The sequence below is a fragment of the Agrobacterium sp. SORGH_AS_0745 genome (genome assembly GCF_030818995.1).
In the GTDB taxonomy this organism is placed as follows: domain Bacteria; phylum Pseudomonadota; class Alphaproteobacteria; order Rhizobiales; family Rhizobiaceae; genus Agrobacterium; species Agrobacterium tumefaciens.
Genome location: NZ_JAUTBI010000004.1, coordinates 307,090 through 331,923 on the forward strand (window position 1 = coordinate 307,090; position 24,834 = coordinate 331,923).

20 protein-coding genes, 1 pseudogene and 2 riboswitches are annotated in these 24,834 nt (G+C 57.9%); of the genes and pseudogenes, 12 read left to right on the top strand and 9 right to left on the bottom strand.

Going from position 1 to position 24,834, the window contains the following annotated elements:
- The first annotated feature begins 17 nt into the window (after positions 1–17).
- The 7 genes from QE432_RS25095 to QE432_RS25125 all read left to right on the top strand — a co-directional run bounded on the left by QE432_RS25095 (position 18) and on the right by QE432_RS25125 (position 9,293).
- Entirely contained in the window at positions 18–1,472 is a 1,455-nt protein-coding gene (locus QE432_RS25095; RefSeq protein WP_065660587.1) for a multidrug transporter, read from the top strand.
- A 138-nt stretch (positions 1,473–1,610) separates the two neighbouring features.
- On the top strand, positions 1,611–3,578 hold the full coding sequence (locus QE432_RS25100) for a glycosyltransferase family 2 protein (RefSeq protein ID WP_306627333.1): 1,968 nt from the start codon (positions 1,611–1,613) through the stop codon (positions 3,576–3,578).
- Positions 3,579–3,670: 92 nt separating this feature from the next.
- Positions 3,671–4,951 carry a hypothetical protein gene (locus tag QE432_RS25105; RefSeq protein WP_306627335.1) on the top strand — a complete coding sequence of 427 codons (1,281 nt, stop codon included), beginning with the start codon at positions 3,671–3,673 and terminating at the stop codon, positions 4,949–4,951.
- 449 nt (positions 4,952–5,400) lie between these two features.
- Positions 5,401–5,586 carry a hypothetical protein gene (locus QE432_RS25110; protein WP_065662765.1) on the top strand — a complete coding sequence of 62 codons (186 nt, stop codon included), beginning with the start codon at positions 5,401–5,403 and terminating at the stop codon, positions 5,584–5,586.
- Positions 5,587–5,728: 142 nt separating this feature from the next.
- A riboswitch (cobalamin riboswitch) is annotated at positions 5,729–5,941 on the top strand.
- Positions 5,942–6,044: 103 nt separating this feature from the next.
- Positions 6,045–7,022: a DUF1852 domain-containing protein gene (locus tag QE432_RS25115; protein ID WP_076844257.1), complete on the top strand. Its 978-nt coding sequence runs from the start codon at positions 6,045–6,047 to the stop codon at positions 7,020–7,022.
- Between the two features lie 24 nt (positions 7,023–7,046).
- A complete protein-coding gene (locus tag QE432_RS25120) occupies positions 7,047–8,075 on the top strand; it encodes a methionine synthase (RefSeq protein WP_111790775.1) in 1,029 nt (342 codons plus the stop codon).
- A 663-nt stretch (positions 8,076–8,738) separates the two neighbouring features.
- Positions 8,739–9,293 (top strand): peroxiredoxin, encoded by a 555-nt coding sequence (locus QE432_RS25125; RefSeq protein WP_111799831.1) that lies wholly within the window; start codon positions 8,739–8,741, stop codon positions 9,291–9,293.
- On the opposite strand, the gene QE432_RS25130 is transcribed toward QE432_RS25125, so the two are convergent.
- From QE432_RS25130 to QE432_RS25150, 5 genes and pseudogenes are all read right to left on the bottom strand, one after another.
- The gene (locus QE432_RS25130; protein ID WP_111790778.1) at positions 9,283–10,068 is read right to left on the bottom strand and encodes an SDR family oxidoreductase; all 786 of its coding nucleotides are present in this window, start codon (positions 10,066–10,068) and stop codon (positions 9,283–9,285) included. The genes QE432_RS25125 and QE432_RS25130 overlap by 11 nt on opposite strands.
- 23 nt (positions 10,069–10,091) lie before the next feature.
- The gene (locus tag QE432_RS25135) at positions 10,092–11,051 is read right to left on the bottom strand and encodes a sugar-binding transcriptional regulator (RefSeq protein ID WP_013637520.1); all 960 of its coding nucleotides are present in this window, start codon (positions 11,049–11,051) and stop codon (positions 10,092–10,094) included.
- A 20-nt stretch (positions 11,052–11,071) separates the two neighbouring features.
- A pseudogene (locus QE432_RS25140) lies at positions 11,072–12,542 on the bottom strand (FGGY family carbohydrate kinase).
- 115 nt (positions 12,543–12,657) lie between these two features.
- On the bottom strand, positions 12,658–13,614 hold the full coding sequence (locus tag QE432_RS25145) for a transketolase family protein (protein ID WP_019565850.1): 957 nt from the start codon (positions 13,612–13,614) through the stop codon (positions 12,658–12,660).
- A complete protein-coding gene (locus QE432_RS25150) occupies positions 13,614–14,423 on the bottom strand; it encodes a transketolase (RefSeq protein ID WP_113049303.1) in 810 nt (269 codons plus the stop codon). Before QE432_RS25150 ends, QE432_RS25145 begins: the two co-directional genes overlap by 1 nt.
- 437 nt (positions 14,424–14,860) lie before the next feature.
- On the opposite strand from QE432_RS25150, the gene QE432_RS25155 reads away from it, so the two are divergent.
- From QE432_RS25155 to QE432_RS25170, 4 genes are all read left to right on the top strand, one after another.
- Positions 14,861–15,841, top strand: a complete 981-nt coding sequence (locus QE432_RS25155; protein ID WP_003517084.1) for an ABC transporter permease — start codon at positions 14,861–14,863, stop codon at positions 15,839–15,841.
- Between the two features lie 132 nt (positions 15,842–15,973).
- Positions 15,974–16,903, top strand: coding sequence for a sugar ABC transporter substrate-binding protein (locus QE432_RS25160; protein WP_003517083.1), 930 nt, complete (start codon positions 15,974–15,976; stop codon positions 16,901–16,903).
- A gap of 120 nt (positions 16,904–17,023) precedes the next feature.
- The gene (locus QE432_RS25165; RefSeq protein WP_019565851.1) at positions 17,024–18,502 is read left to right on the top strand and encodes a sugar ABC transporter ATP-binding protein; all 1,479 of its coding nucleotides are present in this window, start codon (positions 17,024–17,026) and stop codon (positions 18,500–18,502) included.
- A gap of 15 nt (positions 18,503–18,517) precedes the next feature.
- Positions 18,518–19,306: an SDR family oxidoreductase gene (locus QE432_RS25170; RefSeq protein WP_003517081.1), complete on the top strand. Its 789-nt coding sequence runs from the start codon at positions 18,518–18,520 to the stop codon at positions 19,304–19,306.
- A 121-nt stretch (positions 19,307–19,427) separates the two neighbouring features.
- Here the strand turns inward: QE432_RS25170 and ribB are convergent, their stop codons facing one another.
- Positions 19,428–20,069 carry a 3,4-dihydroxy-2-butanone-4-phosphate synthase gene (gene ribB / locus QE432_RS25175; RefSeq protein WP_113049305.1) on the bottom strand — a complete coding sequence of 214 codons (642 nt, stop codon included), beginning with the start codon at positions 20,067–20,069 and terminating at the stop codon, positions 19,428–19,430.
- 119 nt (positions 20,070–20,188) lie between these two features.
- Positions 20,189–20,338, bottom strand: a riboswitch (FMN riboswitch).
- Between the two features lie 969 nt (positions 20,339–21,307).
- Here ribB and QE432_RS25180 point away from each other — a divergent pair.
- The gene (locus QE432_RS25180) at positions 21,308–21,940 is read left to right on the top strand and encodes an outer membrane protein (RefSeq protein ID WP_111790781.1); all 633 of its coding nucleotides are present in this window, start codon (positions 21,308–21,310) and stop codon (positions 21,938–21,940) included.
- Between the two features lie 493 nt (positions 21,941–22,433).
- On the opposite strand, the gene QE432_RS25185 is transcribed toward QE432_RS25180, so the two are convergent.
- The 3 genes from QE432_RS25185 to QE432_RS25195 form a co-directional block, all read right to left on the bottom strand.
- The gene (locus tag QE432_RS25185) at positions 22,434–22,934 is read right to left on the bottom strand and encodes an FUSC family protein (RefSeq protein WP_111790782.1); all 501 of its coding nucleotides are present in this window, start codon (positions 22,932–22,934) and stop codon (positions 22,434–22,436) included.
- 397 nt (positions 22,935–23,331) lie between these two features.
- A complete protein-coding gene (locus QE432_RS25190; RefSeq protein WP_162690681.1) occupies positions 23,332–23,655 on the bottom strand; it encodes a hypothetical protein in 324 nt (107 codons plus the stop codon).
- A 33-nt stretch (positions 23,656–23,688) separates the two neighbouring features.
- Entirely contained in the window at positions 23,689–24,825 is a 1,137-nt protein-coding gene (locus QE432_RS25195) for a cupin domain-containing protein (RefSeq protein ID WP_111790783.1), read from the bottom strand.
- Between the last annotated feature and the right edge of the window lie 9 nt (positions 24,826–24,834).

Below are 24,834 nucleotides of genomic sequence, written 5' to 3' on the forward strand. Positions count from 1 at the left end.
AAACAGGAGTTGATATCATGCTGTTCCGCAATAGAGACAAAGAAGTGCGCCAAAGTGCGTCGGTGAAGCTGGCCTCCTATACTGTCCTTGGCGTTGTAGCCACGGTGTTTTCATCTTCTGTGTTTCCGCCGGTCTTCACATCCCAGACGAACCGCGCCCTCATCAATGCACCAGTCATTCCGCTGACGACACCGATCAGCGGTGTGGTAAAGATATCCGACAAGAACGGTAAGGCTGCTATTGAAAACGACAAGGTCGACAATACCACGCTCATCGGCCTGAAGGTGCAACTGGCAGCACTCGATAATGAACTTCGCCAGAAGAACGGAATTATTGGCGACTATGCAAGCCGCATCGACGATTTGAACAGGGATCTTGCCAGTCAGCAGGCGGCGTTACTGCAAAGAACCGAATCTGATCTACAGGCAGCCAATGCAGCCTTGCAGATGGTGACCTATTCGACCCGAATTGCAAAAGCGGAAGCCACGCGAAAACAGAAGCTGATGGCGAAGGGGATGTATTCTGGAATCGGAGAGGATATAGCGGACACAATACAACTTGAAGATACAAAGCTGCAGGCTGCCAGAGTCGCCGTTGACAAACTCACCAAGGAAATGAACTTCGCGCGCCAAGGCATCTATATCGGCTCCGATTTGCAATCGCTGCAAAATCTTCAGCAGGAAATTCGCACACGGTCCGCAGATCTGCTGCAGATCCGGATGCAGATGACCACCATGCAGACGCGCAAAAGCGAGCTCGAAACGCTGGCATCGGCGGAGAGCGCACGTATTGAAAGGCTGACCCGCGCCGATCTTTCCATTCCACCGGGCACAACGCTCTACAAGCCCGTGGCTGCGACCGGCCGTGAAGTGGTTGCAGGCGATACGCTGGCGGAGGCGCTTGACTGTCGCAACGCTTTCGTCGTGGCGATTTTTTCAGAGCGTCAGGCACAGGCGCTTTCCGTCGGTTCTCGGGTGAAGGTGAGTTCTGATGCCTGGGCGGAAGAATCCGATGGGGTGGTGGAGCGCCTGGTGCCACGTACTACCGAACGTGTCGACCTCGATTATGCCGTGCCCTTTCCACCAACAGAGCGGCGAGAGCTTTACGCCTATATTCGCATGGACGGCAGGGCACAGGAGAAATTGACCGAGAACGGCGCCTGTTCGGTCGGCACGTGGGTGAGTGTGAGCCTACCGCGCGAGTGGCTCGGCAAAACCCGGAATTATGTGCATGAAGCATCAGCCAGCCTGTTCCAGTTTGCAAAGACCTCCGTCAGCGAATTGCCGGATGTCAGGCAGGCCGCATGGGCACTGATCGAAACGTCGCGTGATACGCTATCCGCACACACTGGTATCGAGTGGCCACAACAGCGGCCGGACGTGCCTGGCCGGGCACATCAGCCCGATATCATCACCCAGCACCCTTTCGGCAATACGGATGCCACCGGAAAGGCACCGCGCACCCAATCCTGACACCCGCATGGATTGGACGGGCCCCTGCGGGAGTGCGATGCAAACCCGCAGGGCGACCCACCACCTGTTTTAGACACTCGAAGCAACCTCATTCACGCGCGGCGTGCCGCGCGCCTGACCAACCATGAGGATAAGTCGATGTATTTCAGCCCTGATGGCGATGTTCAGTCGGTACTCTACGTCAATCTTGTCATCGCCCTTTGCGCGATCCTGTTTACCATACTGGCCGACCCGCGCAGGGTCCTGGACCGGTTGGCCTTCAGTGCGATTATGCTGCTGTCTCTTGGCCTTTACATATTTTGGCGCGCCACCGATACGCTGCCACCCTTCGAGCTTTCTCTGGAGACTGCCTGGAACTACATTTATTTCACCTTCGAGCTGATCTCCGTCCTTTACGCCATCGGCTCGATCCTGATCCTGACGAGGCGGACGGACTGGACTTTCCTGGCTGATAGAGGGGAAGCCGCGATTGCAAATAATTCCGATGCGCCACTCGTCGACGTCTTTATCTGCACCTACAACGAACCTTTGAACGTCCTTGAGAAGTCGGTTATCGCGGCCCAGGCCATGCAATATCCGCAGCTGCGTGTTTTTGTCTGCGACGACACGCGCAGGCCGGAAGTGCGGGACTATTGCGAGACGGTCGGCGTCAATTATGTGACGCGCCCGGACAATAGACATGCCAAGGCGGGAAATCTGAACAATGCACTTGAACACACCAATGCGCTGCCACAGGTTTCCGATTTCATCATGGTTCTGGATGCGGACTTCGCGCCACAGGCCAACTTCCTTCGTCGCGTAACCGGTCTTTTCGCCGATCCCAAGGTAGCAGTTGTGCAGACACCGCAATTTTACTTTAATTGCGACCCCATCCAGCACAACCTCGGCATCCGCAATTCCTTCGTCGATGATCAACGTGTATTCTTTGATGTATTCCAGCCGGCCAAGGACGCGGTCGGTTGCGCTTTCTGCGTCGGGACGAGTTTTGTCGTGCGGCGGGCGGCGGTCAACGAGCTCGGCGGGTTTCCGCATGATGCACTTTCTGAAGATATGCTGCTGACCTACCGCCTGATGGAGCGAGGTTACGTCACACGCTGGCTCAACGAAAAACTCAGTGTCGGTCTATCGGCTGAGGGCCTGCCAGAATATATCACGCAACGCACGCGGTGGTGCCTGGGCACCATTCAGATCGGCCTTCTGCGGACGGGACCATTGTGGCGTGGCAAGTTCACGCTGACACAAAGGCTGCATTATCTGCACGGGCTGTTTTGCTGGCTGTCGAAGCCTTTCATCCTCTGCCTGTTGCTGGCACCATCGATCTACTGGCTGACAGGCGTTTCCGCCCTCCAGGCCGACGAGCTGATGTTCATGAAATTTGGACTGTCGTCACTGGCTTTGTTTTGGGCCTACTCCACCTGGATATCGGGAAAACGCACCCTACCGCTGTTCACCGAAGTGACGCATGCGCTGACCGCTGTTCCCATCACTATCACGTTGTTTCAGGCTATGCGCAAACCCTTCGGACGTCCCTTTAAAGTCACGGAGAAAGGTGGTGACCGGTCACAGGTGCGCATTCATGGGCCTACAGCGCTATTTTTCGCAATCGTCACCGTCACCTCCGCGGTTTCAGTTCTGCTCGCCGTTTACGCATGGGACGCCCCTGTAGAATTTTCGGCGCGAGATTGTCTCAACCTCATCTGGTCGGCGGTCGCCATGGTGATTGCCTTCACCAGCCTCATCTGCTGCATCGAATTACCACGTGTCGACAAGGAAGAGCCGATCGGCGTGGATCTCGAAGGCCGTTTGCAGTGCGCAAGCGAGGTGAAGGCGGTACGGATCGTGGCGCTTTCGACCGAAACCGCGACCCTGGCGGATTTCAACCGGTCTTACGCCGAGGCAGAGTCCCTGTACGTGCCCGATGTGGGCTGGGTGCAGATCGATGCAACGAAGGTGTCGCAAACGCCCGGCAAATTCACTCTCACCCCGACTGCCGACCAGCATCGTGCAATCTTGAGGCTGCTTTTCCGCAATGCGCCCGAAAATGTCGCGGAACAGGGCGACCTCTTGAAGTCCATGCAGATGTTACTCGCAAGGGCCTTCAGCTAAGACAATTCGCGCCAAACCCGGGACCGTGCTCGACGTAAACCGCAAGCTAGAGGCGGGCTTGTTTGGAAAAGCGCCTACCAAACGGAAAACTCATGTCTGTCAAATCGATCGTCGCGACAGTTCTCATGACCTGCTTCACAACAGGAGTGGTCGCTGCTGGCGATGGGCGCACCGGTTCCGGATCAGTTCGCGACCGCCTTGCTGTGAGCTTGTGTGCGGGTCTCGTTGGGAAGATGGACAAATCCACCACCCCCTTCGTATTTCGGAGCTTTGAGCCTGCACCCGGCGGCAAAGCGCTTGATCCCGCTCTTTCAAATGCGGGTTTCACCTATGACAATGCCCTGGCGACGATTGCCCTTTTTTCCTGTGGCGACGATGCCGAAGCAAAAAGGGTTGCCGATGCGCTGCTGCTCGCCGTCAACAACGATCGCTATTACAGCGATGGCCGCCTGCGCAACGCCTACCGTTCCGGCCCCGTCGCGAACGAAAACGATGCTATGCTTTTGCCCGGTTTCTGGAGTGAGGCCAGCAAGACGTGGGTCGAGGATGATTATCAGGTGGGCAGCGCAACGGGCAACCTGGCCTGGGCGGCACTTGCGCTTCTCACTGCCAGTGAACGATCAAGCAATCCGTCCTATGTACAGGCAGCGACCAAACTCATGCGCTGGATCGATGCGCATACGGCGGGCGTCCGCGATATCGGCTACACAGGTGGGACATTCGGTCATGAGCCTGCACCGGCAAAACTCGAGTGGAAATCGACGGAACATAATCTCGATGTATATGCCGTTGCGGGTTGGCTCGCCGAAATAGAGGGAGCGCTCGCCTGGCAGGCGATGCGGGATAAAACACGCAAATTTCTTGATGCGATGTGGAATGAGCAGCAGGGACGGTTTTACGTCGGCAGCCTGCCCGGAAGCGACACACCCAACTCGAGCCAGTCCGGAATAGATTCCGAGCTCTGGCCCATTCTCGCCGTGCCGGAGTTTCGGGGCCGCGGTGGGCGTGTTCTGCATTGGGTTGATCGGCATTATGAGGTTGCGGGAGGTTTTGATTTTAACGACGATCGGGATGGTGTGTGGCTGGAAGGTACGGCCCAGGCCGCGCTGGCATTTCAGCAGGTCGGCGATGCCGAGCGGGCCGAGGCGCTGCTTGCCACCATCGCCGCACAAATATCTCCCGATAACCTGATCTACGCAACAGTCGGGGCCGAACTGACGACCGGGCTGATGATCGGGCCGACCTCGACATTTGCCGACTTCAAATATTTCAGGTTGCCGCATGTCGGCGCTACTGCCTGGGCAATCCTTGCAGCGAAAGGCTGGAACCCTTTTCTTAGAAAAAGCGGTTGTATTCGTCTTTGTGAGGGATAACTGTCCGCCTCGGCGGCAGCAGGAGGATATTGCTCCAGGCCGTTGCGCCGGCGATTGAAAACTGGGACGCATGACGCTGCTGAAAGCGGCGAAAAGCGTAAAACCGCAACGTTGACTGCCGATTGGCAGTTCCAGTGGCTCAAGCCTGACGGTGCGATCAACGAAGCCGAATACCGCCCACTGCCAGACCTGTCAGATGCCCGGTGCGGATCGGAACTTCCTGTGCACCTTCAACGACATGCGGCGGTCCGAAGGCCCGAGCAGAAATTCGGCGGTGCTGTCGCGGATACGCGTCCGTGATGTTATCGCCCCGCAATTTAAGGGTGCTTGCCTTCGCTCATTCGCTATTTAATTCAAACGCCGATCCCTTAAATAGCGCTGCGCCGGCACAGTAAGGCATGTCCGAATAGCATCCCAACCTCCAGCGGGGCCGCTTCGTTGAAACGCCTGTGGCAGCCGAAATCATGCGCGCCTTCGGTTTCACCAGGCTGCTTCCGCGCCAGGAACTGTTCGTGGTGTGGTCTGATCCTTTCAACTGCGTGGCGCGAGACGTCTACTATTTCCCGGAAGCTGTCATCACGCATGCTTACCTGCGCTTGTCGGAATCGAACCGACAGTCGACGATTCATCTTTAGTTTGCCACGGCCAGGTCCGCGTATGTGAGAATCGCCTGACAACGCCGAATGCGACCTACTCGGTCGGAACCGACAATGGAAACGTAGACTTAAGGACATAAAGATATCGTTATATGATGTTGACCGATGACGTGGCTTACAATATGGTCGTCACGCCTAAGGTTCCCCAGTCGTTGCAGGCAACGTGCCGGGGCTAAGAGGGAAGTCGGTGCTCCGTGTCATGCGGAAAAGCCGACGCTGCCCCCGCAACTGTAAGCGGCGAGCTGAAGTCCAATATGTCACTGGTTTACCCCGGGAAGGCGGACGGAAGTGATGATCCGTGAGCCAGGAGACCTGCCTTTGGTGAAATAACGTCCACGGGCGGGGTGTCCCAGTGTGCCGTAGCAAAGGCTGCATTGTCGCGGCCTGTCTTGCTATGCGTCCGCAGACCCATGCCCCCAACTCTATAGGGGCACAACATGTCTCAGACCTGCATTTTTACAATCACGAGCGTACCCTTCGATGAGGACTATCGTCCTTCAGAACATACGCGCATCACCACCAATTTTGCCAATCTGGCCAGGGGTGAAAAGCGGCAGGAAAACCTGCGCAATGTCATGCGCATGATCGACAGCCGCTTCAACGCCCTCGCTCACTGGGATAATCCCAAATCGGACCGATACTCGGTCGAGTTGGAGATCATTTCGGTCGATATGAGCTTCGATGTCGCAGGTGAAAAATTTCCCCTCATCGAGATACTGAAGACGACGATCATCGATCACAAAACCAGTGAACGTATCGACGGCATTGTTGGGAATAACTTCTCCTCCTATGTGCGAGACTACGACTTCAGCATTGTGCTGCCGGAGCATAACAAGAGCGTTCCTGCCTTCAGCATTCCGGCCGACTTCGGCGACCTCCATGGAAACCTGTTCAAGTCTTTTCTGCGGTCGGATGCCTACCGCTCGCACTTTCGCAAGCCGCCGGTCATTTGCATCAGCGCCTCGACCAGCAAGACCTATTACCGGACCGAAAATCATCACCCCGTCATGGGCGTCGAATACCGGCAGAATGGGTTCTCGTCCACCGACCAGTATTTCGGGAAAATGGGATTGCAGGTTCGCTACTTCATGCCTGCAGGCAGCGTTGCGCCGTTGGCCTTCTACTTTGTTGGGGACTTGCTGGGCGACTACTCCAATATTGAGCTAATCGGCGTCATCAGCACGATGGAAACGTTTCAGAGAATTTATCGCCCCGAAATCTACAATGCGAACGCAGCAGCCGGGACATTTTACCAGCCCAACCTGAAGCACCAGGACTATTCGCTGACCCGGGTCATTTACGATCGCGACGAACGAAATCGCTTGGCGGTCGATCAGGGTAAGTTCACCGAAAAACACTTCATCAAGCCATACCGCGCCGTCCTTGAGCAATTGTTTGCTCACCGCCCCGCTTGAGCATCACTTAGAAGAGGTCCCACCGTGAAGAAACTTCTCCCCACATCGACCGCTGGCAGCCTGCCGAAACCCTCCTGGCTTGCGCAGCCCGAAAAACTGTGGTCGCCCTGGAAGCTGGAGGGCGAGCAATTACTGGAAGGCAAAAGAGACGCCCTGCGCCTTTCACTGGACGATCAGCAACGTGCCGGCATCGACATCGTCAGTGATGGCGAGCAAACACGCCAACATTTCGTCACGACTTTCATCGAGCACCTCGACGGGGTCGATTTTGCAAAACGCGAGACAGTCAGAATTCGCGATCGCTACGATGCGAGTGTCCCGACAGTCGTCGGCGCCGTGTCTCGCCAGAAGTCCGTGTTCGTCGAAGACGCCAAGTTTTTGCGCCAGCAGACCAAACAACCCATCAAATGGGCGTTGCCAGGTCCGATGACGATGATCGATACTCTCTTTGACGGCCATTATAAGAGCCGTGAAAAGCTTGCCTGGGAATTTGCCGGGATACTCAACGAGGAAGCAAAGGAATTGGAGGCTGCCGGCGTCGATATCATCCAGTTCGACGAACCTGCCTTCAACGTTTTCTTTGACGATGTGAATGACTGGGGTGTTGCCACTTTGGACAGGGCAATTGAAGGGCTGAAGTGCGAGACCGCCGTCCATATCTGCTACGGTTACGGCATAAAGGCCAATACGGATTGGAAAAAGACACTCGGGTCAGAATGGCGGCAGTATGAGGAAACTCTCCCCAAGCTGCAGAAATCCGGCATCGGTATGATCTCCCTCGAATGCCACAATTCTCATGTCCCAATGGATCTTCTGGAACTTGTTCGAGGTAAGAAAGTGATGGTCGGGGCCATCGATGTGGCAAGCAATACCATCGAAACCCCGGAGGAAGTCGCTGCAACGCTGCGCAAGGCGCTTAAGTTTGTCGACGCAGATAAACTTTGCCCCTGCACCAATTGCGGCATGGCCCCCCTGTCTCGTCGTGTGGCAAGAGACAAGCTGAATTCCTTGAGCGCAGGAGCTGAGATCGTCCGAAGAGAGCTCACTGTTTAGTTTTTTGATAGTCTGAACCTGCGGATGGCAGCCGTTCGCCGCCACCGCGCCCATCGCGACAAACGCTGGGAGACTTACGAATGGCTATAAGGTCACGGCGCGGATCATCCTGACAGCTTCGACGGATGTAGGCCTCTTGGCGCAAAGCTGCCAAGACGGCCTGTTCTCTAAAAATCGGCCCTGTTTCTGCTGAGTGTTTGAGCCAAACGTCTCGGTTGGAAGACATTTATTCCAACGCCACCGACGTCTTCGTGACTTTTGCCAAACAGAACAACTTCCCAGACGCCGAAAATCTCGGGAGCACGACGGCCGCTAAGATCGCCGAAAAAAGGGGGTCTCAGTCAGCAGGACGTATTTGCCGAGAGCAGCAATTGCCTTTTGCAAATGGGGACAGTGGTGGCCACCCGGTAGCAGCGATCCCAAGATAAAGAAGCCGTTGCCTCAGAACATCGCTTCAGCGGAAATTCCAAAACGATACTATCGGCCAGAGACTTGGCAATCAGTGACTTTGTCAAATCGAATGAAGGTGTGGCGTTCGTATTCCATCAAGGCTGAAGGCGCGAATCGCTACGGCAGCTTTGCACCTGCGCACAAGACATTGCGGTAGTATGAAAATCGGCTAACTTCGCAACGTCGACAGACAGGAAGAGCAACGAGGTGGCAATGATTGAACCCGGCGGGGATGAGCAATTAGTTACCCCACGTGACGACGGAGCAGCCAGGCATTTACCCGGGATGGAGTTGCCTGGCATTGGTTTGGTTGCGACGGATGGCACGACCGTCGATCTGCGTGGGCCTGGGTTAACCGTAGTCTATGCTTACCCCCGGACAAGCCCGCCCGGAGGCAAGGCTATTGACGGATGGGACGCAATACCCGGCGCGAGGGGATGTACACCACAGTCCTGTGCCTTCCGTGATCATTTCGCTGAACTGAAGGCATTGGGAGCAAAGCGTCTGTTTGGCCTTTCTACGCAGACCACGGAGTATCAGCGAGAGGCAGCAGAGCGGCTTCACCTGCCGTTCCCTCTGCTTTCCGATCATTCACTCCTTCTGGTGTCAGCCCTTCGCCTTCCAACGTTCCAGGCTGGAGGCCTGACACTGCTAAAGAGGCTCACGATGATTATCGAAACGGGCGTTATCAAGCATGTCTTTTACCCGGTCCATCCGCCAGAGAAGAACGCAGATGCCGTCATCGATTGGTTGAGTGCTACGACATGATCAGCCCGCCATCGACATTAATTGTCTGGCCGGTGATGTAGGCCGCATCCTCGGAGGCGAGAAACGCCACCAAGGCCGCCACTTCGGCTGGTGTTCCTGCGCGGCGCATTGGAATGTTGCGCACCCATTCGGCCATGAGTTCGCCGGGCTTGTAGTCACCGAGCATCTGGCCCCAGACTCGGTCGTTATAATCCCACATTTCGGTGTGGATGATGCCGGGGCAAATGGCGTTGACGGTGATGCCTTCGGGCGCCAGTTCCTTGGCCAGACTTTGCGTGAGGCCGACGACGCCGAATTTTGAAGCGGCGTAGTGGGGGGTATAGATAAAACCCTGACGGGCCTGGCCGGAGGCGGTGTTAACCAGGCGGCCCTTGGTGCCACTTGCGCGGAAGCGGCGGATCGCTTCCTGGCAGCACAGGAACGCGCCCTTGGTGTTGACATCGAGGTTGAATTCCCACTGTTCCTGCGTCAGCTCCTCGATCTTGGAGATGGTGATGACGCCGGCGTTCTGGACGGAGATGGAAAGCGGACCGATTGCCTCTTCGGCTGCGCCATAGGCCTCGCGCACCGCCGCCGCATCCCGCACATCGAGGATCACGCCATGGGTGACTGAGCCGGTTTCGTCCGCCAGCTTTTTGGCGGCGTCATTGGTGTCCTTGTCGACAGAGGCGATGGCGACTTTCGCACCTTCCTCGGCAAAACGGCGGGCGATGCCGTAACCGATGCCCTTGTTGCCTCCGGTCACGAATACGGATTGACCTTCAAAGCGCCTCATGTCTCCTCCTTATGGGATAACGGCTATGTTTCTGTGCCGACCAGTCGTTCGGCGGTGAATTTGTCGGTGACGAGAACATCGATCACGCCGGTTCTGAGCGCACCGGCGATCGCCTCGGTTTTTTTCGAGCCGCCGGCGAGTGCAATGACGCGGTCGACATTGGAGAGGTTCTCCAGCGGAAGGCCTATGACCCGGTCATCGAGCGGTGTCTTGACGGGCTTGCCGTCCTTGTCGAAGAACCTGAGCGAAATATCGCCCACGGCGCCGGCCTGTGCGAGATCGGCAAGCTCCTTGGCGGAAAAGATATTGCCCGAGCGGGCAAGAAGCTCCGATGGCTCGACGGCACCGACACCGACGATTGCGAGCGTGATCGAACCGAAAAGATCAATTGTTTCGCGCACGAAGGGATCGGCCAGCATCAAAAGCTTCGCCTCTCGAGAGGTGGCGACGCCGGGGACCGGCAGCAATTTCGGTTCGGCCTCAGTTAACCGCGCCAGCCGGGTGGTGATCTGGGTCGCGTGCGTCTGCACGGAAGGATCGCCCATGCCGCCCAGCGTCTGGACGATGTAACGCGCTTTGGCGCCCTTCAGCGGATGGATGTTTTCCACCATCTTGAAGATCGTCTGGCTCCAGCTGGAAACGCCGATGATCTCGTTTTGCGACAGCGTCACCTCGAGAAAATGCGCGGCAGCCTCGCCGATGCGGGCCATGATCGCGCCGTCGCGATCCTCGCTGCAATCGACGACAATGGCTTCCGGCAGGTCGAAGCGTTCGCGAAGCTGTGCTTCAAGATCGCTATAGGTACCGGGCGGCGGAATGATGCTGGTGCGCACGATACCTTCCGTTTCGGCACGCTTCAGCATGCGCGAGACGGTGGCCTGCGAAAGATTGAGATGTTCGGCAATCTCCGCCTGCCGCCTGTGCTCGCTGAAATACATCTGCGCCACGCGGGATATCATCCGAAGTTCGTTGATCCTGCCCATAAGCCCTCCAGGGTGAATTTTTATTCACCCTTACCCGACGTCACAGGTAACGTCGAGCGCGCAATCGCGTCGCGCCAGACGGCAAGCCGTTGCCTGCCGTCACTGGACGAAGGCGCGATGGCGTTGCCGTGACTGTTGAGCGCAGCGATGGCGTCGAGATCGCTCCACAGACCGAGGGCGAGGCCGGCAAGATAGGCCGCGCCAAGTGCGGAGGCTTCCGGCGCGTCACGCTGGATGACGGGGTGGTCCAGCATGTCGGCGACGCATTGCATGAGGAAACGGTTCTGGCTCGGCCCGCCATCCACGAACAGCTGTCCGAAGCCGGAGGGCGACTGCGCGCGCATGGTCGAGAAGACGTCATAAACCTGAAAGGCGATGGAATCGGTAACGGCGCGGGCCATCTGCGCGCGACTTGTGCTGAAATTGATCTGCGAAAATAGCGCGCGGCAATTGGAATCCCAATAGGGCGCGCCGAGGCCGACAAAGGCCGGGACGAAACCGGGGCCATCTGGTTCAGCGGTCGCGGCAAGCTCCACAAGAGATGCGACATCTGGCAGGCCGAGGATGTCCGTCATCCACGGCAGGGAGGCGGCAGACACAAGAATATTGCCCTCGAAGGCGAAAGTCGGCTTGCCGTGAAGCCTCCAGGCAACTGTCGTGGTGATGCCGCGCTCTGGCGCGATGAAATGCGGCAGGGTCGTCATCACCGATGAGCCGGTGCCGAACGTCACCTTGCCGTCACCGGGATTAAAGGCGCCGTGGCCGAAGAGGGCGGCGTGGCTGTCGCCGACGGCAGCCAGAATAGGCGTGCCGTCCTTGATGCCGGGAACACCTGATGTCACGCCGAAGTCGCCGCTGCTTGTCGCGCGGGTCGGGCAGGGCGTTGATGTCGATGCCAAAAAGGTCACAAAGCTCTTCGCTCCACACCTGCCGGTTGAGATCGAGCACCTGGCTTCGGGCCGCATTGGAGGCGTCGCAGGCATGCACCTTGCCGCCGGTCAGGCAGTGGATCAGCCAACTATCGATGGTGCCGAGGCGAAGGCTGCGGCCCTTCGGCGCACGCTCCAACAGCCAGCGCATCTTGGCGCCGGGAAACATCGGGTCAATAGGCAGGCCGGTCAGCGCCATGACACGTTCGGAATGGCCCTTGCTGATGAGATCGGTGCATTCCTGCGCGGTGCGACGGCATTGCCAGCTCAAGACCGGGCCAAGCGGCTCGCCTGTTTCGCCGTCCCAGATCGTCACCGATTCGCGCTGGTTGGAAATGGCGATGGCTTCAATGTTGACGGCAGAGGGTGCCGAAGACAGGCAGGCGGAAATCGCTTCGCGCACCGAGGCCCAGATACGGTTCGGATCCTGCTCGACCCAGCCGGGCTGCGGATAGGTGATGCCGACCGGCGATGAACCGCGCGCCAGCAATTCTCCTGTTTCAGAAACGAGAATGGCCTTGGAATTGGTGGTGCCCTGATCGATGGACAGAATGGCGCGCATCACTTGAGTTCTTTCGTCGGCAGTTTTTTCGTTTCAGCCTTGCGGTGATTAAACGACGATATTGCAAAGGGTGTCGCCGCGCATCCGAAGACACGCGACGACCCTGGGAGGAGACTTACTTTCTCTTGAGCAGCGCTGCTGCAGCCTCCGCGATGGCCGCGGGTGCCATGCCAAACTCATCGAGCAGCCATTCTGCCGAGCCGGTATGGGCAAAGACGCCCGGAACGCCGAGGCGCTTCATCGGCACGGGGGCATGATCGACGACAACTTCGGCGATGGCAGAGCCGAGACCGCCGAAGATCGAATGTTCCTCAGCCGTCAGGATTGCGCCGGTTTCCTTCGCTGCGGCAATGATGGCCGCCTCGTCGATCGGGCGCACGGTTGCCATGTTAAGCACACGCGCCTTGATGCCACGACCGGCCAGAATATCGGCGGCCTTGACGATGCGGTGTGTCAGCGTGCCATTGGCGATCAACGTTATGTCGGAACCTTCGCGAAGCAGGTTGGCGCGGCCGAGTTCAAAGACGTGGTCATCAGGCAGAAGGTCCGGCACGCCGACGCGCGACAGGCGCAGGAAGCAGGGGCCGGCATAGTCCGCAGCCCATTTGACGGCGGCGGCCGTTTCGATGCGGTCGCAGGGGGCAATCACCGGCAGGTTTGGCAGAACGCGGGTCCAGGCGAAATCCTCGATCGAGTGATGCGTCGGACCCAGTTCGCCATAGGCCATGCCCGAGGAGATGCCGATGAGCTTCACATTGGCGTTGGAATAGGCGAGGTCTGCCTTGATCTGTTCCAGCGCGCGACCGGTCAGAAAACAAGATGCGCCGCAGACGAAGGGAAGCTGGCCGCCATTGGCAAGGCCGGCGCCGACGCCCACCATGTTCTGTTCGGCAATGCCGACATTGACGAGGCGCTCAGGGAATTTCGACTTGAAGCCGCCGAGCTTCGAGGAGCCGACTGAATCGTTGCAGACGGCCACGACCCTGTCGTTTGCAGCGGCCAGCGCTTCCAGCGTTTCGGCGAAGGCGTCGCGGCAATCATAGAGTTTGGCGGCGGTTACGGGCGCGTTCATTACAATGCCTCCGAAAGTTCTTTGACGGCAATTTCGTATTGTTCCTTGCTTGGAACCTTGTGGTGCCAGTCGACGCGGTCCTGCATGAACGAAATGCCGTGACCCTTATTGGTGTGCGCGACGATGCAATGCGGGCGCTCGCCACGATGTTCGAGCGCCGGAACGATCTCTTCCATCGCGTTGCCGTTGATTTCGCTCACCTCCCAGCCGAATGCTTCAAGCTTCGGGCGAAGCGGCGCGACGTCGTTGGTTTCCGAGATCGCAGCACCCTGCTGGAAACGGTTATGGTCGATGATAAGCGTCAGATTGTTAAGCTCGAACTGCGCGGCGGACATGATGGCTTCCCAGTTGGAGCCCTCCTGCATCTCGCCATCACCGGTCATGACATAGGTATGGTAATCCGCTCCCGAAAGCTTGGCCGCCTTGGCCATTCCGACGGCAACTGGAAGCCCGTGGCCAAGCGGGCCGGTATTGGTCTCGACCCCCGGCACCTTGTTGCAGTTGGGGTGGCCATTGAGGCGGGAATTGGGTTGCAGGAAGGTCGAGATTTCCTCTTCCGGGATAAAGCCACGTTTGGCGAGCGTCACATAAAGCGCGCAGGCGGTGTGGCCTTTCGACAGCACGAAACGGTCGCGGGCAGGGTTCTTCTGTTCTTCCGGCCAGATGCGCAATACGCGGAAATAAAGGGCGGTCATGATGTCGATCGCCGACATTTCTCCGCCGATATGGCCGGCACCCGCTTCGAAAACAGCCTGGACGTCGCGAAGGCGAATCTGGCGCGCAATGCGCTCTAGCTCTGTGGGCTGCATGGGATCCTCTTCAAAACATGCGTGTGAATATTTATACAGCTGTTTATATAATTGCAGACGTGGCGTTTCTGTCAAGCCGGAATTGTGAATTGTCCTGTTTCAATCCGTGCCGATTATTTCTGCCGCTTCATTTTCACCAATGATGAAGCGCGCCTCCCCGCCTCATTCCTCGGTCCGTAAAAGGAACCTGCTCAGCCTAAGTCCTTTGGCTGAAAGGGCTCTCCTTGCCACGCAGGCGCGCTTGCGCTGGATTCCCGCGATGCGCACCGGAACGGGATGAGAGGCGCAGGTGTGAAGCCATCCCATCACCCGCAAGGCCCGTCCCGTCCTCCAAGCCTATTGACAAGTTTCTCTCAACTGGCATATGCATGTTTCACCGAGCATGAATAATTATTCTAATCGGTTTAAAAAATGCAAGATAGCCACTTGGAGGAGCCATGTCCGTGCTTGAACGCAATGAGGGGGTTACGCACACCAGAAGCCCGCTTGCCTGGCTAAGCGGTGCGACCGGACCTCTTTTGGGCCTGCTGCTGCTGTGTGTCTTCCTGACCTTCACCAGCGAAAATTTTCTGTCGCTTCGAAACGGTCTCAACATCCTCGACCAGATCACCGTGCTCGGCATCATGGCCGTTGGCATGACCTTCGTCATTCTGCTCGGCGGCATCGATCTGTCCGTCGGTTCGGTGCTGGCGCTTTCGATGATGATCATGGGCTGGACAGCCAATGTCGCGGGCATGCCCATGGGCATGGCCATCATGCTGGCGCTCATCGCATCCGCAGCCTGCGGCCTTGTCGTAGGCGTTCTCGTCACCGCCTTCCGGGTTCCGGCCTTCATCGCGACGCTTGCCATGATGTCGGTGGCGCGTGGCCTTGCCAATATGATCACGGACGGTCAGCAGATCGTCGGTTTCCCTGACTGGTTCATGATGCTGGCCATCGACCGCCATTTCGGCGTGCTGACGGCGACCGTGCTGCTGATGCTGGTCGTTGTTCTGGTGTCGTTTCTTTTCCTGCGCTTCCGCTCCGAAGGCCGCACCGTCTATGCGGTTGGCGGCAACCCGGAAGTGGCGCGACTTGCCGGCATCAACGTCGCCTTGGTGACGATCTGCGTCTATGTTGCCTGTGCGGTTCTTGCCGGTCTGGCGGGTATCGTTCTTGCAGCCCGTCTCGACTCGGTGCAGCCCTCCAGCGGTTTTGGCTACGAGCTGGATACGATCGCGGCTGTCGTCATCGGCGGGACCTCGCTTTCGGGCGGTGCCGGCGGCATCGGCGGAACGCTGATCGGCGTGCTCATCATCGGCGTGCTGCGCAACGGCCTCAACCTGCTCAATGTTTCACCCTTTCTGCAACAGGTCATCATCGGTGTGGTTATCGTGCTGGCCGTGGGCGCTGAAACATTGCGCCGGCGCAGAAGCTGAATTTGCCTGCGGAGGGCGATGAGCCGTCCGCGCAATAGACGACCCTCCCGGTATGGGAGGCGTGAAAAGCGGCCGAAGGGGAGGAGGTTTGATCTGCCCGAAGGTCAAAAATCAACAAATGGAGGAATAATCATGAAATTTTCACGCATTCTGCTGACATCCGCCGCCCTTCTGGCCCTGTCGCTCGGTTCGGCCAACGCCGCCGAAGTCAAGAAGATCGGCCTTGCCGTTGCCAATCTTCAGGCGAACTTCTTCAACCAGATCAAGCAGGCCGTCGAAGCCGAAGCCAAGACGCGCGGCATCACCGTTGTCACCGTCGATGCCAAGGGCGACGGTCCGACGCAGGTCAACCAGATCCAGGATCTCCTGACGCAGAACATCGACGCGCTGATCTATATTCCCGCTGGTGCCGCTGCGGCGACCGTTCCGGTCAAGCTTGCCAAGGCGGCCGGTGTGCCCGTCATCAACATCGACCGCAATGCCGACGGCGCACCGGGCGATACCTTCCTCGCCACCGATTCCGTCGCTTCCGCCAAGTCGGTCTGCGACTACATCATCAAGCAGGCAGGCGGCTCGGGCAAGATGGTCATCATTCATGGCCAGAAGGGCACGACACCGGAAGTCGACCGCACCAAGGGCTGCATGGAATCGGTCAAGGCCAATTCCGGCGTGAAGATCGTTGCCGAACAGTGGTCCAACATGTGGAGCCAGGATGAAGGCTTCCAGATCATGCAGAACATGCTGCAGGCCAATCCGGACGTTTCCATCGTCTTTGCCCAGGCAGACGGTCTGGCGCTCGGCGCGGCACAGGCGATCAAGGTCGCCAACCCCTCGCAGAAGATCGTCGTTGGCGGCTTCGATGGCGACACGGCAGCGCTTGAGGCGCTGAAGAACGGCGTCTTTGACGTGACAGCGACGCAGCAGACCCAGAAGATGGGCCGCACGGCTGTCGAGATGGCCGTCAAGATCGTCGGCGGCGAGAAGGTTCCGGCCGTGCAACTCTCCGAGGCGACGCTGACGACGAAGGAAAACGTCGACGGCTTCATTGCCAACCATCCCTGATGCATCCGCCCCCGCGCACTCCAGCCGGATGCGCGGGGGCGTCATCTGTTCGTTTTCAGGCAATTCGGACGCAAAGCCGTGGCGCATCGCTGCCACGCGTGTTTCCCAGGAGGTCCCGTCATGCGCGAGCCGGTTCTTTCGCTCCGTGGCATCAGCAAACGTTACGGCCCGCTCGAGGTTCTGAAAAGCGTCGATCTCGACGTCTATCCGGGTGAAGTCGTGGCGTTGCTGGGTGAAAACGGGGCGGGCAAGTCCACCCTGTCAGGCATCATCGCCGGTTCCCGCGAGCCGTCAGAAGGAAAGATGACCTGGCTTGGCCAGCCCTATACGCCCGCTTCGCCGCGTGAGGCGATAGACAAGGGCATTGTACTCATTCATCAGGAGCTGAAGCTTCTGCCGGAGCTTTCCATCGCCGAAAACGTCTTTATCGGCCGCTGGCCGATGAAGAACGGCATCGTCGACCGCGCCGAAATGGTGCGAAGGGCGCAGCAGCAGCTGGCGCGTCTCAATCTACATATTCCCGCAACCCGCAAGGTGGCGGGCCTTTCGACCGCGAACCAGCAGCTGATCGAAATCGCCAAGGCGCTGGCGCTCGATGCCAAGCTCCTGATCCTCGACGAGCCGACGGCGGCCCTTGGCGGTGCGGAAACCCAGGCCCTGTTCGAGCAGGTTCGCAAGCTGCGCGCAGAGGGCGTGGGCATCATCTATATTTCCCACCGCATGGAAGAGATCAGGCAGATCACCGACCGCATCGTCGTGCTGCGCGACGGTGAGCGGGTGCATGAATTTGAAGACAGCGCGACACCTGTGCGCACCATCGTCGAAAGCATGGTCGGCCGGTCGCTGGAACGCCTGTTCCCGGCGCTGCCCGAACCGCAGGAAAAAACGGTGCTGGAGGTCAAGGGGCTGACTGGCACGGGCAATTCTTTCCGCGACATCAGTTTCGGCGTCCGTGCAGGCGAAATTCTTGGAATTGCCGGGCTGATCGGCGCGGGGCGCACCGAACTGGTGCGTGCCATTTCCGGTGCCGATCCGACCAGTGCGGGCGAGGTTTTGCTCGATGGACAGGTGCTGACGCTGAAAAGCCCGGCGGATGCGATTGCGAAGGGCATCGTCATGGTGCCGGAAGACCGCAAGCTTCAGGGGCTGGTTGTCGAGCATGAGATCGGTGAGAACCTGATCTACGCCAATCTCGACCGTGTCGGCACCGGCTGGATAACGCCTAGCATCAAGCGTGCTTTTACGAAAGAGGCAATTGCCAAATTCGGCGTGAAGGGCCGCAGCGAACAGCCTGCCTCGGATCTCTCCGGCGGCAACCAGCAGAAGGTCGTCATCGCCAAATGGCTTGCACGTAACCCGCGCGTGGTTGTGCTGGACGAGCCGACGCGCGGCATCGATGTCGGCGCGCGGGCTGGCATTTACGATATTATCGTCGGTCTGGCCAAAAGCGGCGTTGCCGTCATCGTCGTCAGTTCCGATCTGGAAGAGGTGCTGGGCGTTTCAAACCGTATCCTCGTTCTTGCGCAGGGAAAACAGGCCGGAATCCTCAATCGCGACGAGGCCAACGACGTCTCGGTCATGGAACTGGCAACCATCTGAAGAAGGAAATAGAGAATGTCCACCATCACGCTCAACGCGCCGAAACTTTTCGATCTTTCCGGCCAGGTGGCGTTCGTCACCGGTGCCGGTTCCGGCATCGGCCAGCGGATCGCCATGGGGCTTGCCCAGTCCGGTGCCGATGTCGCGCTGCTTGACCGCCGCACCGATGACGGCCTGGCGCAGACGGCCGATTTCATTGCCAGGGCTGGTCGCAAGTCGATCCAGATCGCCGCCGATGTTACCAGCAAGCAGGCGCTGAGCGAAGCGGTAGCACGCACGCAGGCCGAACTCGGTGCTCTCTCGCTTGCCGTCAATGCCGCCGGCATCGCCAACGCCAATCCTGCCGAGGAAATGGAGGAAAGCCAGTTCCAGACGATGATGGACATCAACCTGAAGGGTGTGTTCCTCTCCTGCCAGGCGCAAGCCAATGCCATGCTGAAGAACGGTCGCGGCGCAATCGTCAACATTGCCTCCATGTCCGGCGTCATCGTCAATCGCGGCCTGATGCAGTGCCACTACAATGCATCGAAGGCTGGCGTCATCCACATGTCCAAATCCATGGCGATGGAATGGGTGGGGCGCGGCATCCGCGTCAACACCATCTCGCCGGGTTACACCGCGACGCCGATGAACACGCGGCCGGAAATGGTGCACCAGACGAAACTGTTCGAAGAGCAGACCCCGATGCAGCGCATGGCGGGCGTCGATGAAATGGTCGGCCCGGCGATCTTCCTGCTGTCAGATGCGGCGAGCTTCGTGACGGGCGTGGACCTTTTGGTAGATGGCGGGTTCTGCTGCTGGTAGGGTTTGCGCGGCAGCGCCGCCCGAATTGATGACCACGTGCAAGAGGTAAGGTGGTCTGTCTTTTGATTTTACGCCCGGCTTTCGCCGGGCGTTTTTTATTCACCGCACAGGCGCGTGAAGACTAGGCAACCTGCTTCTGCGCCACTTCCTCGACAACCTCGCCCTTCAGATAGGCAACGAGGTCCTTGATCGTCACGACGAGCAGACCGTGGCGTTCGGCGAAGATTTCGAGCTGGGGCAGGCGGGCCATGGTGCCGTCGTCATTGGCGACTTCGCAGATGGTGCCGCAGGGGTACTTGCCGGCCAGGCGGCACAGATCGACGGCGGCTTCCGTGTGGCCGGTGCGGCCGAGCACGCCTGCAGGGTTGGCGCGTAGCGGGAAGATATGGCCGGGGCGGGCGAAGTCTTCGGGACGCGAGCCTTCCGATACCAGCGCACGCACGGTTTTTGCCCGGTCTGCAGCGGAAATGCCTGTCGTGGTGCCGGGAATATAGTCCACGGAGACGGTGAAGGCTGTCTTGAGGGATTCGGTATTGCGCGACACCATCAGCGGAATGTCGAGCGCGTCGAGGCGCTCTCCCGGCATGGCGACGCAGATCAGCCCGCGCGCGTGGTTCATCATGAATGCGATCTGCTGCGGGGTTATGCTGTCGGACGAGGCGATGATATCGCCTTCGTTTTCGCGGTCTTCGTCGTCAACGACAATTACCATCTCGCCACGGGATATGGCTTCGATTGCGTCTTCAATTTTAGCAATGGTCATTTTCTTTCAAGCCTTTCAAGGGTTATGCCGTTTTGCGGCATTTTCGCGCTTCAAGAAGCGCCAAATATCCCTTGGGCGAACAATGCAATGCGAAGCCCGCTGCATGCGGGCGTCTTTTGCCTTGTCCTCTTCCATCCGGACTATACCGTCGGCTCCGGCCTCTCACCGGATCTGCTGACCTTCCGGCTTTGGAGACCGGAAGCGCTCGCGGGCTCCGGGAAAATCCCGATACCGCCGGTGGGGAATTGCACCCCGCCCTGAGAACATTGCCAACATAAGTTATCAAATGGGGAGGAAGCAAGCGGCAATATTTTGCAAGCTTATGCGGGCATGAAACGGATATCCCGATTATATCCGATAGCGGGTATTTCATTTCGAAATAAGAATTGTCTGGGGCGAGAGACCGGACGGTGGCGGTTACGGGTAGCGCAACCGCAAGTTCGGCGACGAGAAGCATTTGCTAGGCTGCGTCGCGGTCGATTCAAAAGGAAGTCTATTCAATGAGCTGAGCTTTTCTGAGGACGCGAACTCGAGGCACTAGATCTCCCAAGTCTTTCAGCGTGCCTTTCCTCGACGGGGATCGATGATTTCGATCAGGTAAAAATCTCGCTCACCATTGGTGAACAAGCAGCTATTGGATTGAGCAATGGCAGCCACGATTGTGTCCAACCCGCTTCGCGGGCTGCCCACTGCCTTTCCTTGCGCCTTTTCCCAAATGAGCGCAGCGTCCTTATCAAGTGCAATAATGCGACCTACAGGTGGGTTGCCCTTCTGGCGTGCCTGTTTGTAGAGTCCGGCGTAGCCGTGCTTCCGGCTGAATGCGGCGCGCGCTCAGTTTCGCCGATGCTTCTGGAGATGATACATCGATTGCGAAACCGTCCAAAAGTGCGGCGCGCGACGCTCATGTCGATGGCCTCGTCCGGGTCATGCTTGATGAGCTCGCGCTGATGCCGAGTGGAGGCTGGAGCTACTCGTATCTGAACATCCAAAGATTGCCCTGATCACTGCGGCTCTTCTGCCAGAAAAGAGCAGCCGCCGCACCGTTGGCCAATGGACTGAACATGTGGCCGTCAGTGAGCGATCGCATTTGCTTGGTCCGTAATCGATGCAAAACGAGCGGAATGTTCAAGAATTAACATTACCCGCAGTGTCTCATTCATCCGTGACATTCTGGTCGCAAACCCTTTGGTAGCGGCTTCTAATAACACTTCAAAACTCAGATACGGAGATCATGCCCCATGAAGGGTCTTTTCATTCTTGCTGCTTCTTTCGCTGCTCTAAGTGCGTCGACTTCTGCCTACGCTGCTGATGTCGTTGACCGCATCCCCACTGCTCCGGTTGCGAACGACACCCCGTCGGAGTTTTCCTGGAGCGGCGCCTATATCGGTGGCCATACCGGTTATAGCTGGGGTACCGGCAAAACTGATGGCCTAGGTTCCGACAGCTTCGATGGCTGGCGGCTAGGCGGCTTCGGCGGTTACAACTGGCAGTTTTCGAACGGCTTCGTCGCCGGTGTCGAAGGCGATCTCAACTATGACTGGGCCGACAAGAACTATAGCAGCGGCCTCAAGCTCGAAAGCGGTGTCTCAGGGTCCGTGCGCGCGCGCGCTGGTTTCGCGATTGATCGTACGTTGATTTACGCCGCTGGCGGCTGGACGGCGACAAACGTGAAGCTGAAGACGCCAGCGGGCAGCGATGACGACACCTTAAATGGCTGGACTATCGGCGGCGGTGTTGAACACGCTTTCACAAATAACATCTTCGGCCGTCTTGAATATCGCTACAACGACTTTGGCAGAGCCGAACTGTTCGGCAGAAATGTCGACTTTAAGCAGAACATTGTGCAGGTCGGCGTCGGTGTGAAGTTTTAAGCGTAGTCATAGGATGCCGATGAGAAGCCGTTAGTGCCAAGGGTGCTGGCGGCTTTGCTATCGCAAACATGGTCCGGTCCGAAATCTCTTTTGTCGGGAGTGATGTGACTGAAGTATCCAAAACAGATCCGCTTGGTATGTGGCCTTTTGGGGCAAAGAACAATAGGAATTAGGGAGGCGAAGCAACCGGACTCATTTCGCAGATAAACCTGGTCTCAGCGCCGCCGGATGCGCAAACTTCTATTTGGCGATCGGGAGACCTTGGGGCTGCAACGCAAGGCTTGCCTGCCAGCTATGCGAAAACGCCGGGATGGTATAATCCGGCTCCGGTAAGGTTGCCAAGCAGAAGGATAGATTTGCGCTTTCCGAATATTCTTCCGCTTTGCTGGACGCGGCAGACGTGCTCAAGACGCCTCGGATGGTAGTCGATAGCGGAGTTGCGATCGCTATTGGAACACGAAGCAGCTGATTGAGCTGGAAGAACACAATCAGCCTAATCGAGCGCCCTGAGCGCCCGAACGGATCCCCAGTGAAATGCTGCGCCGACGGCCGCCCCAAGCAATACTTCCAGCACCCGCCCAACCCCAGAATCCCAAAGATCGATTCCAGGGCTCCGACTAAGATAGACTAAAGGGGCGGTCCACATGGCGACCCTCATGTCTGGAAATTTACGGGTGAAAATTGCACAGAACGCGACGCTGATCCCGATGTCTTCAGTCGTAGAAGCGCCCATCGGTCTAGTTAAGGCCCCAACCAAAACGGCAATGGCGATCCCTGCGCAGGTTCCAATTACGCGCGCGACGGCTGCCTTCTGGGTTGCTCTTTCATCTTCCTGCAAAACGATCAGCGATGACATAGCTGCCCATACCGGGTGTTCCAGATTTAGGGACACTGCGGCGAGATACGATACCATCGCAGCTCCCGAACATCGAAGCACGAAGATGCTATTGTTCAAAATCGATTTTATTCCATGTTTGTCTTTAGGGTCATCCATTGGGCTTATCCCCGTTGCTGGAGTCGGGTGATGTCTGAATTTCTCCGTCGAGAGCGGCTCTGTCGGTCTTCGCGCGCTTATGTCGCCGCATTTTCAACGAGCAGCTTTCTTGCGCTCATCAAAAGCGCTTCGACAATGCTGTCCACGTCGCGCTCACCTCTCCGCAGACTGGACTCCAGTCTGCAAGGTAGAAGGCCACAATGGTCGGCGAACCTTTGAGTTCTGCCAACGAGAGCGACTAATCGGGTATTGCCAATAAAGTGCAATCCGGTGCGGCGGTACCCGACTGCAGAGGCGCAGATGACGCGTTTGACATTTGATGCTCCGAACGCCTTGAGGATTTTCGAAAAGCCGTTGTGGTGAAACACAGCGGCCATAAGAACGGGCCGTGCAACATTCACTGCGGGGGTTCCCAGACAGCTCGCGAGGGGCTGCTGCCGACGGGCTGACATTTGCCGGACAGCGCATAGCGATTACCTCGTGGGTATCCGGGTACCGGCTCGGGCGGGTAGCCGAAATAGACCCCGTTGACGGAAGACGTGGGTGGATAGGTAATCGATGGTTCGCTATCCGGGCTCGTGCAACCGGCGACCCAGCCGCGATCGTGATGGCCATCGCCTTTGACGTTGCGACCACGATCGTGCCCTTCGGCGAGGGCAACCGGTGCAAATGTACGGCTCGCTGCAACTACGAGGCATACCGACAGAATTGCTCGTTTCATTGCCTTGGATCCTTTTAGTCCTGCTATCTGGGCTCATTTTACGACCGCGTTTTCCTCGGGATTGAGCGCCGCCATGACTGTGTCATTGAGATTGAGGTGACCGCGCACGAGGTCGGGAGGCGTTAGAGCCATCCAGCGGTTGAGCGAGATATCGCTGCAGATCAGGCTGTTGAAGACATTTATGACCGTGACCGGCGTGGTCCCCGTATTCTCGATATAATGGCCAAGGGTTCGGGGAACGAAGCCGACGTCGCCAGCGCGATAGTTGAAGGTGCGTGCCTTGGATGTGGCATCGAAGACGGTCATGCGTGCTTCGCCTGCAACATAATATTGCCATTCGTCGGCATTTGGATGCCAGTGCATTTCGCGCATGCCGCCCGGCTCGATTTCAATGATCAGCGCAGACAGCGTCGTTACCGGAAAGTTCCTGGAATCGATCGTCTTCACCGTGCCGCCACTGAAGCGTTTCGCCGGTAGCCGGGAGGAGGCATAGACATACGGGTTCGGTATAGGTCTGTTCGGAAGCTTGTTTCGGACCAGATCGAGCGGTTCCGGTACGGGCATCCGGAAAATGTACTTTTCCTTCTTCGGAAGGTTCGCGAAATCCGCGGCAGTCACGCCAAAGTTTTTTGCCAGAACGCTAAGTGGCGTATGGGCCATGTATTCGGTGATCAGCAGGGTTTCGTTCTCAGAGAAATTTCCGTCGTCAAAGACAAGCAGAAACTCTGTCCCGTCTTCAAGCCCCTGGATCGAATGTGGGATCCCGGCCGGAATAAGCCAAACATCCCCTGGAGCAAGATCGTCGATGGAGAGGTTTCCGTCCGCGTCTACTGTAGTCAGCCGGACAGTGCCGGTCAGGATATAGGCCCATTCCGCTTCCTTATGCCAGTGCAACTCGCGCACCACACCCGCGCCGAGCCGCATGTTTACCCCAGCCATGGTTTTAGAGACAGGAAATTCGCGCATCGTGATCTCGCGGGCCCAGCCACCGTCTTCAAGACGATTATGGGCCATCGAGAAGGGAAATTTCAGGTTCGGCAGAGATCCGTTGTCGGTTTCCGGTGGGACAAGGGAATCCGGGTTTTGCCGATCGAGTTCGACGTTGCGAGGCCCTGGATCATCTGCGCCGCTCGATCCCCGAACAGGCTGTATAATGGCGTCAATTTCCATGGAATGTTC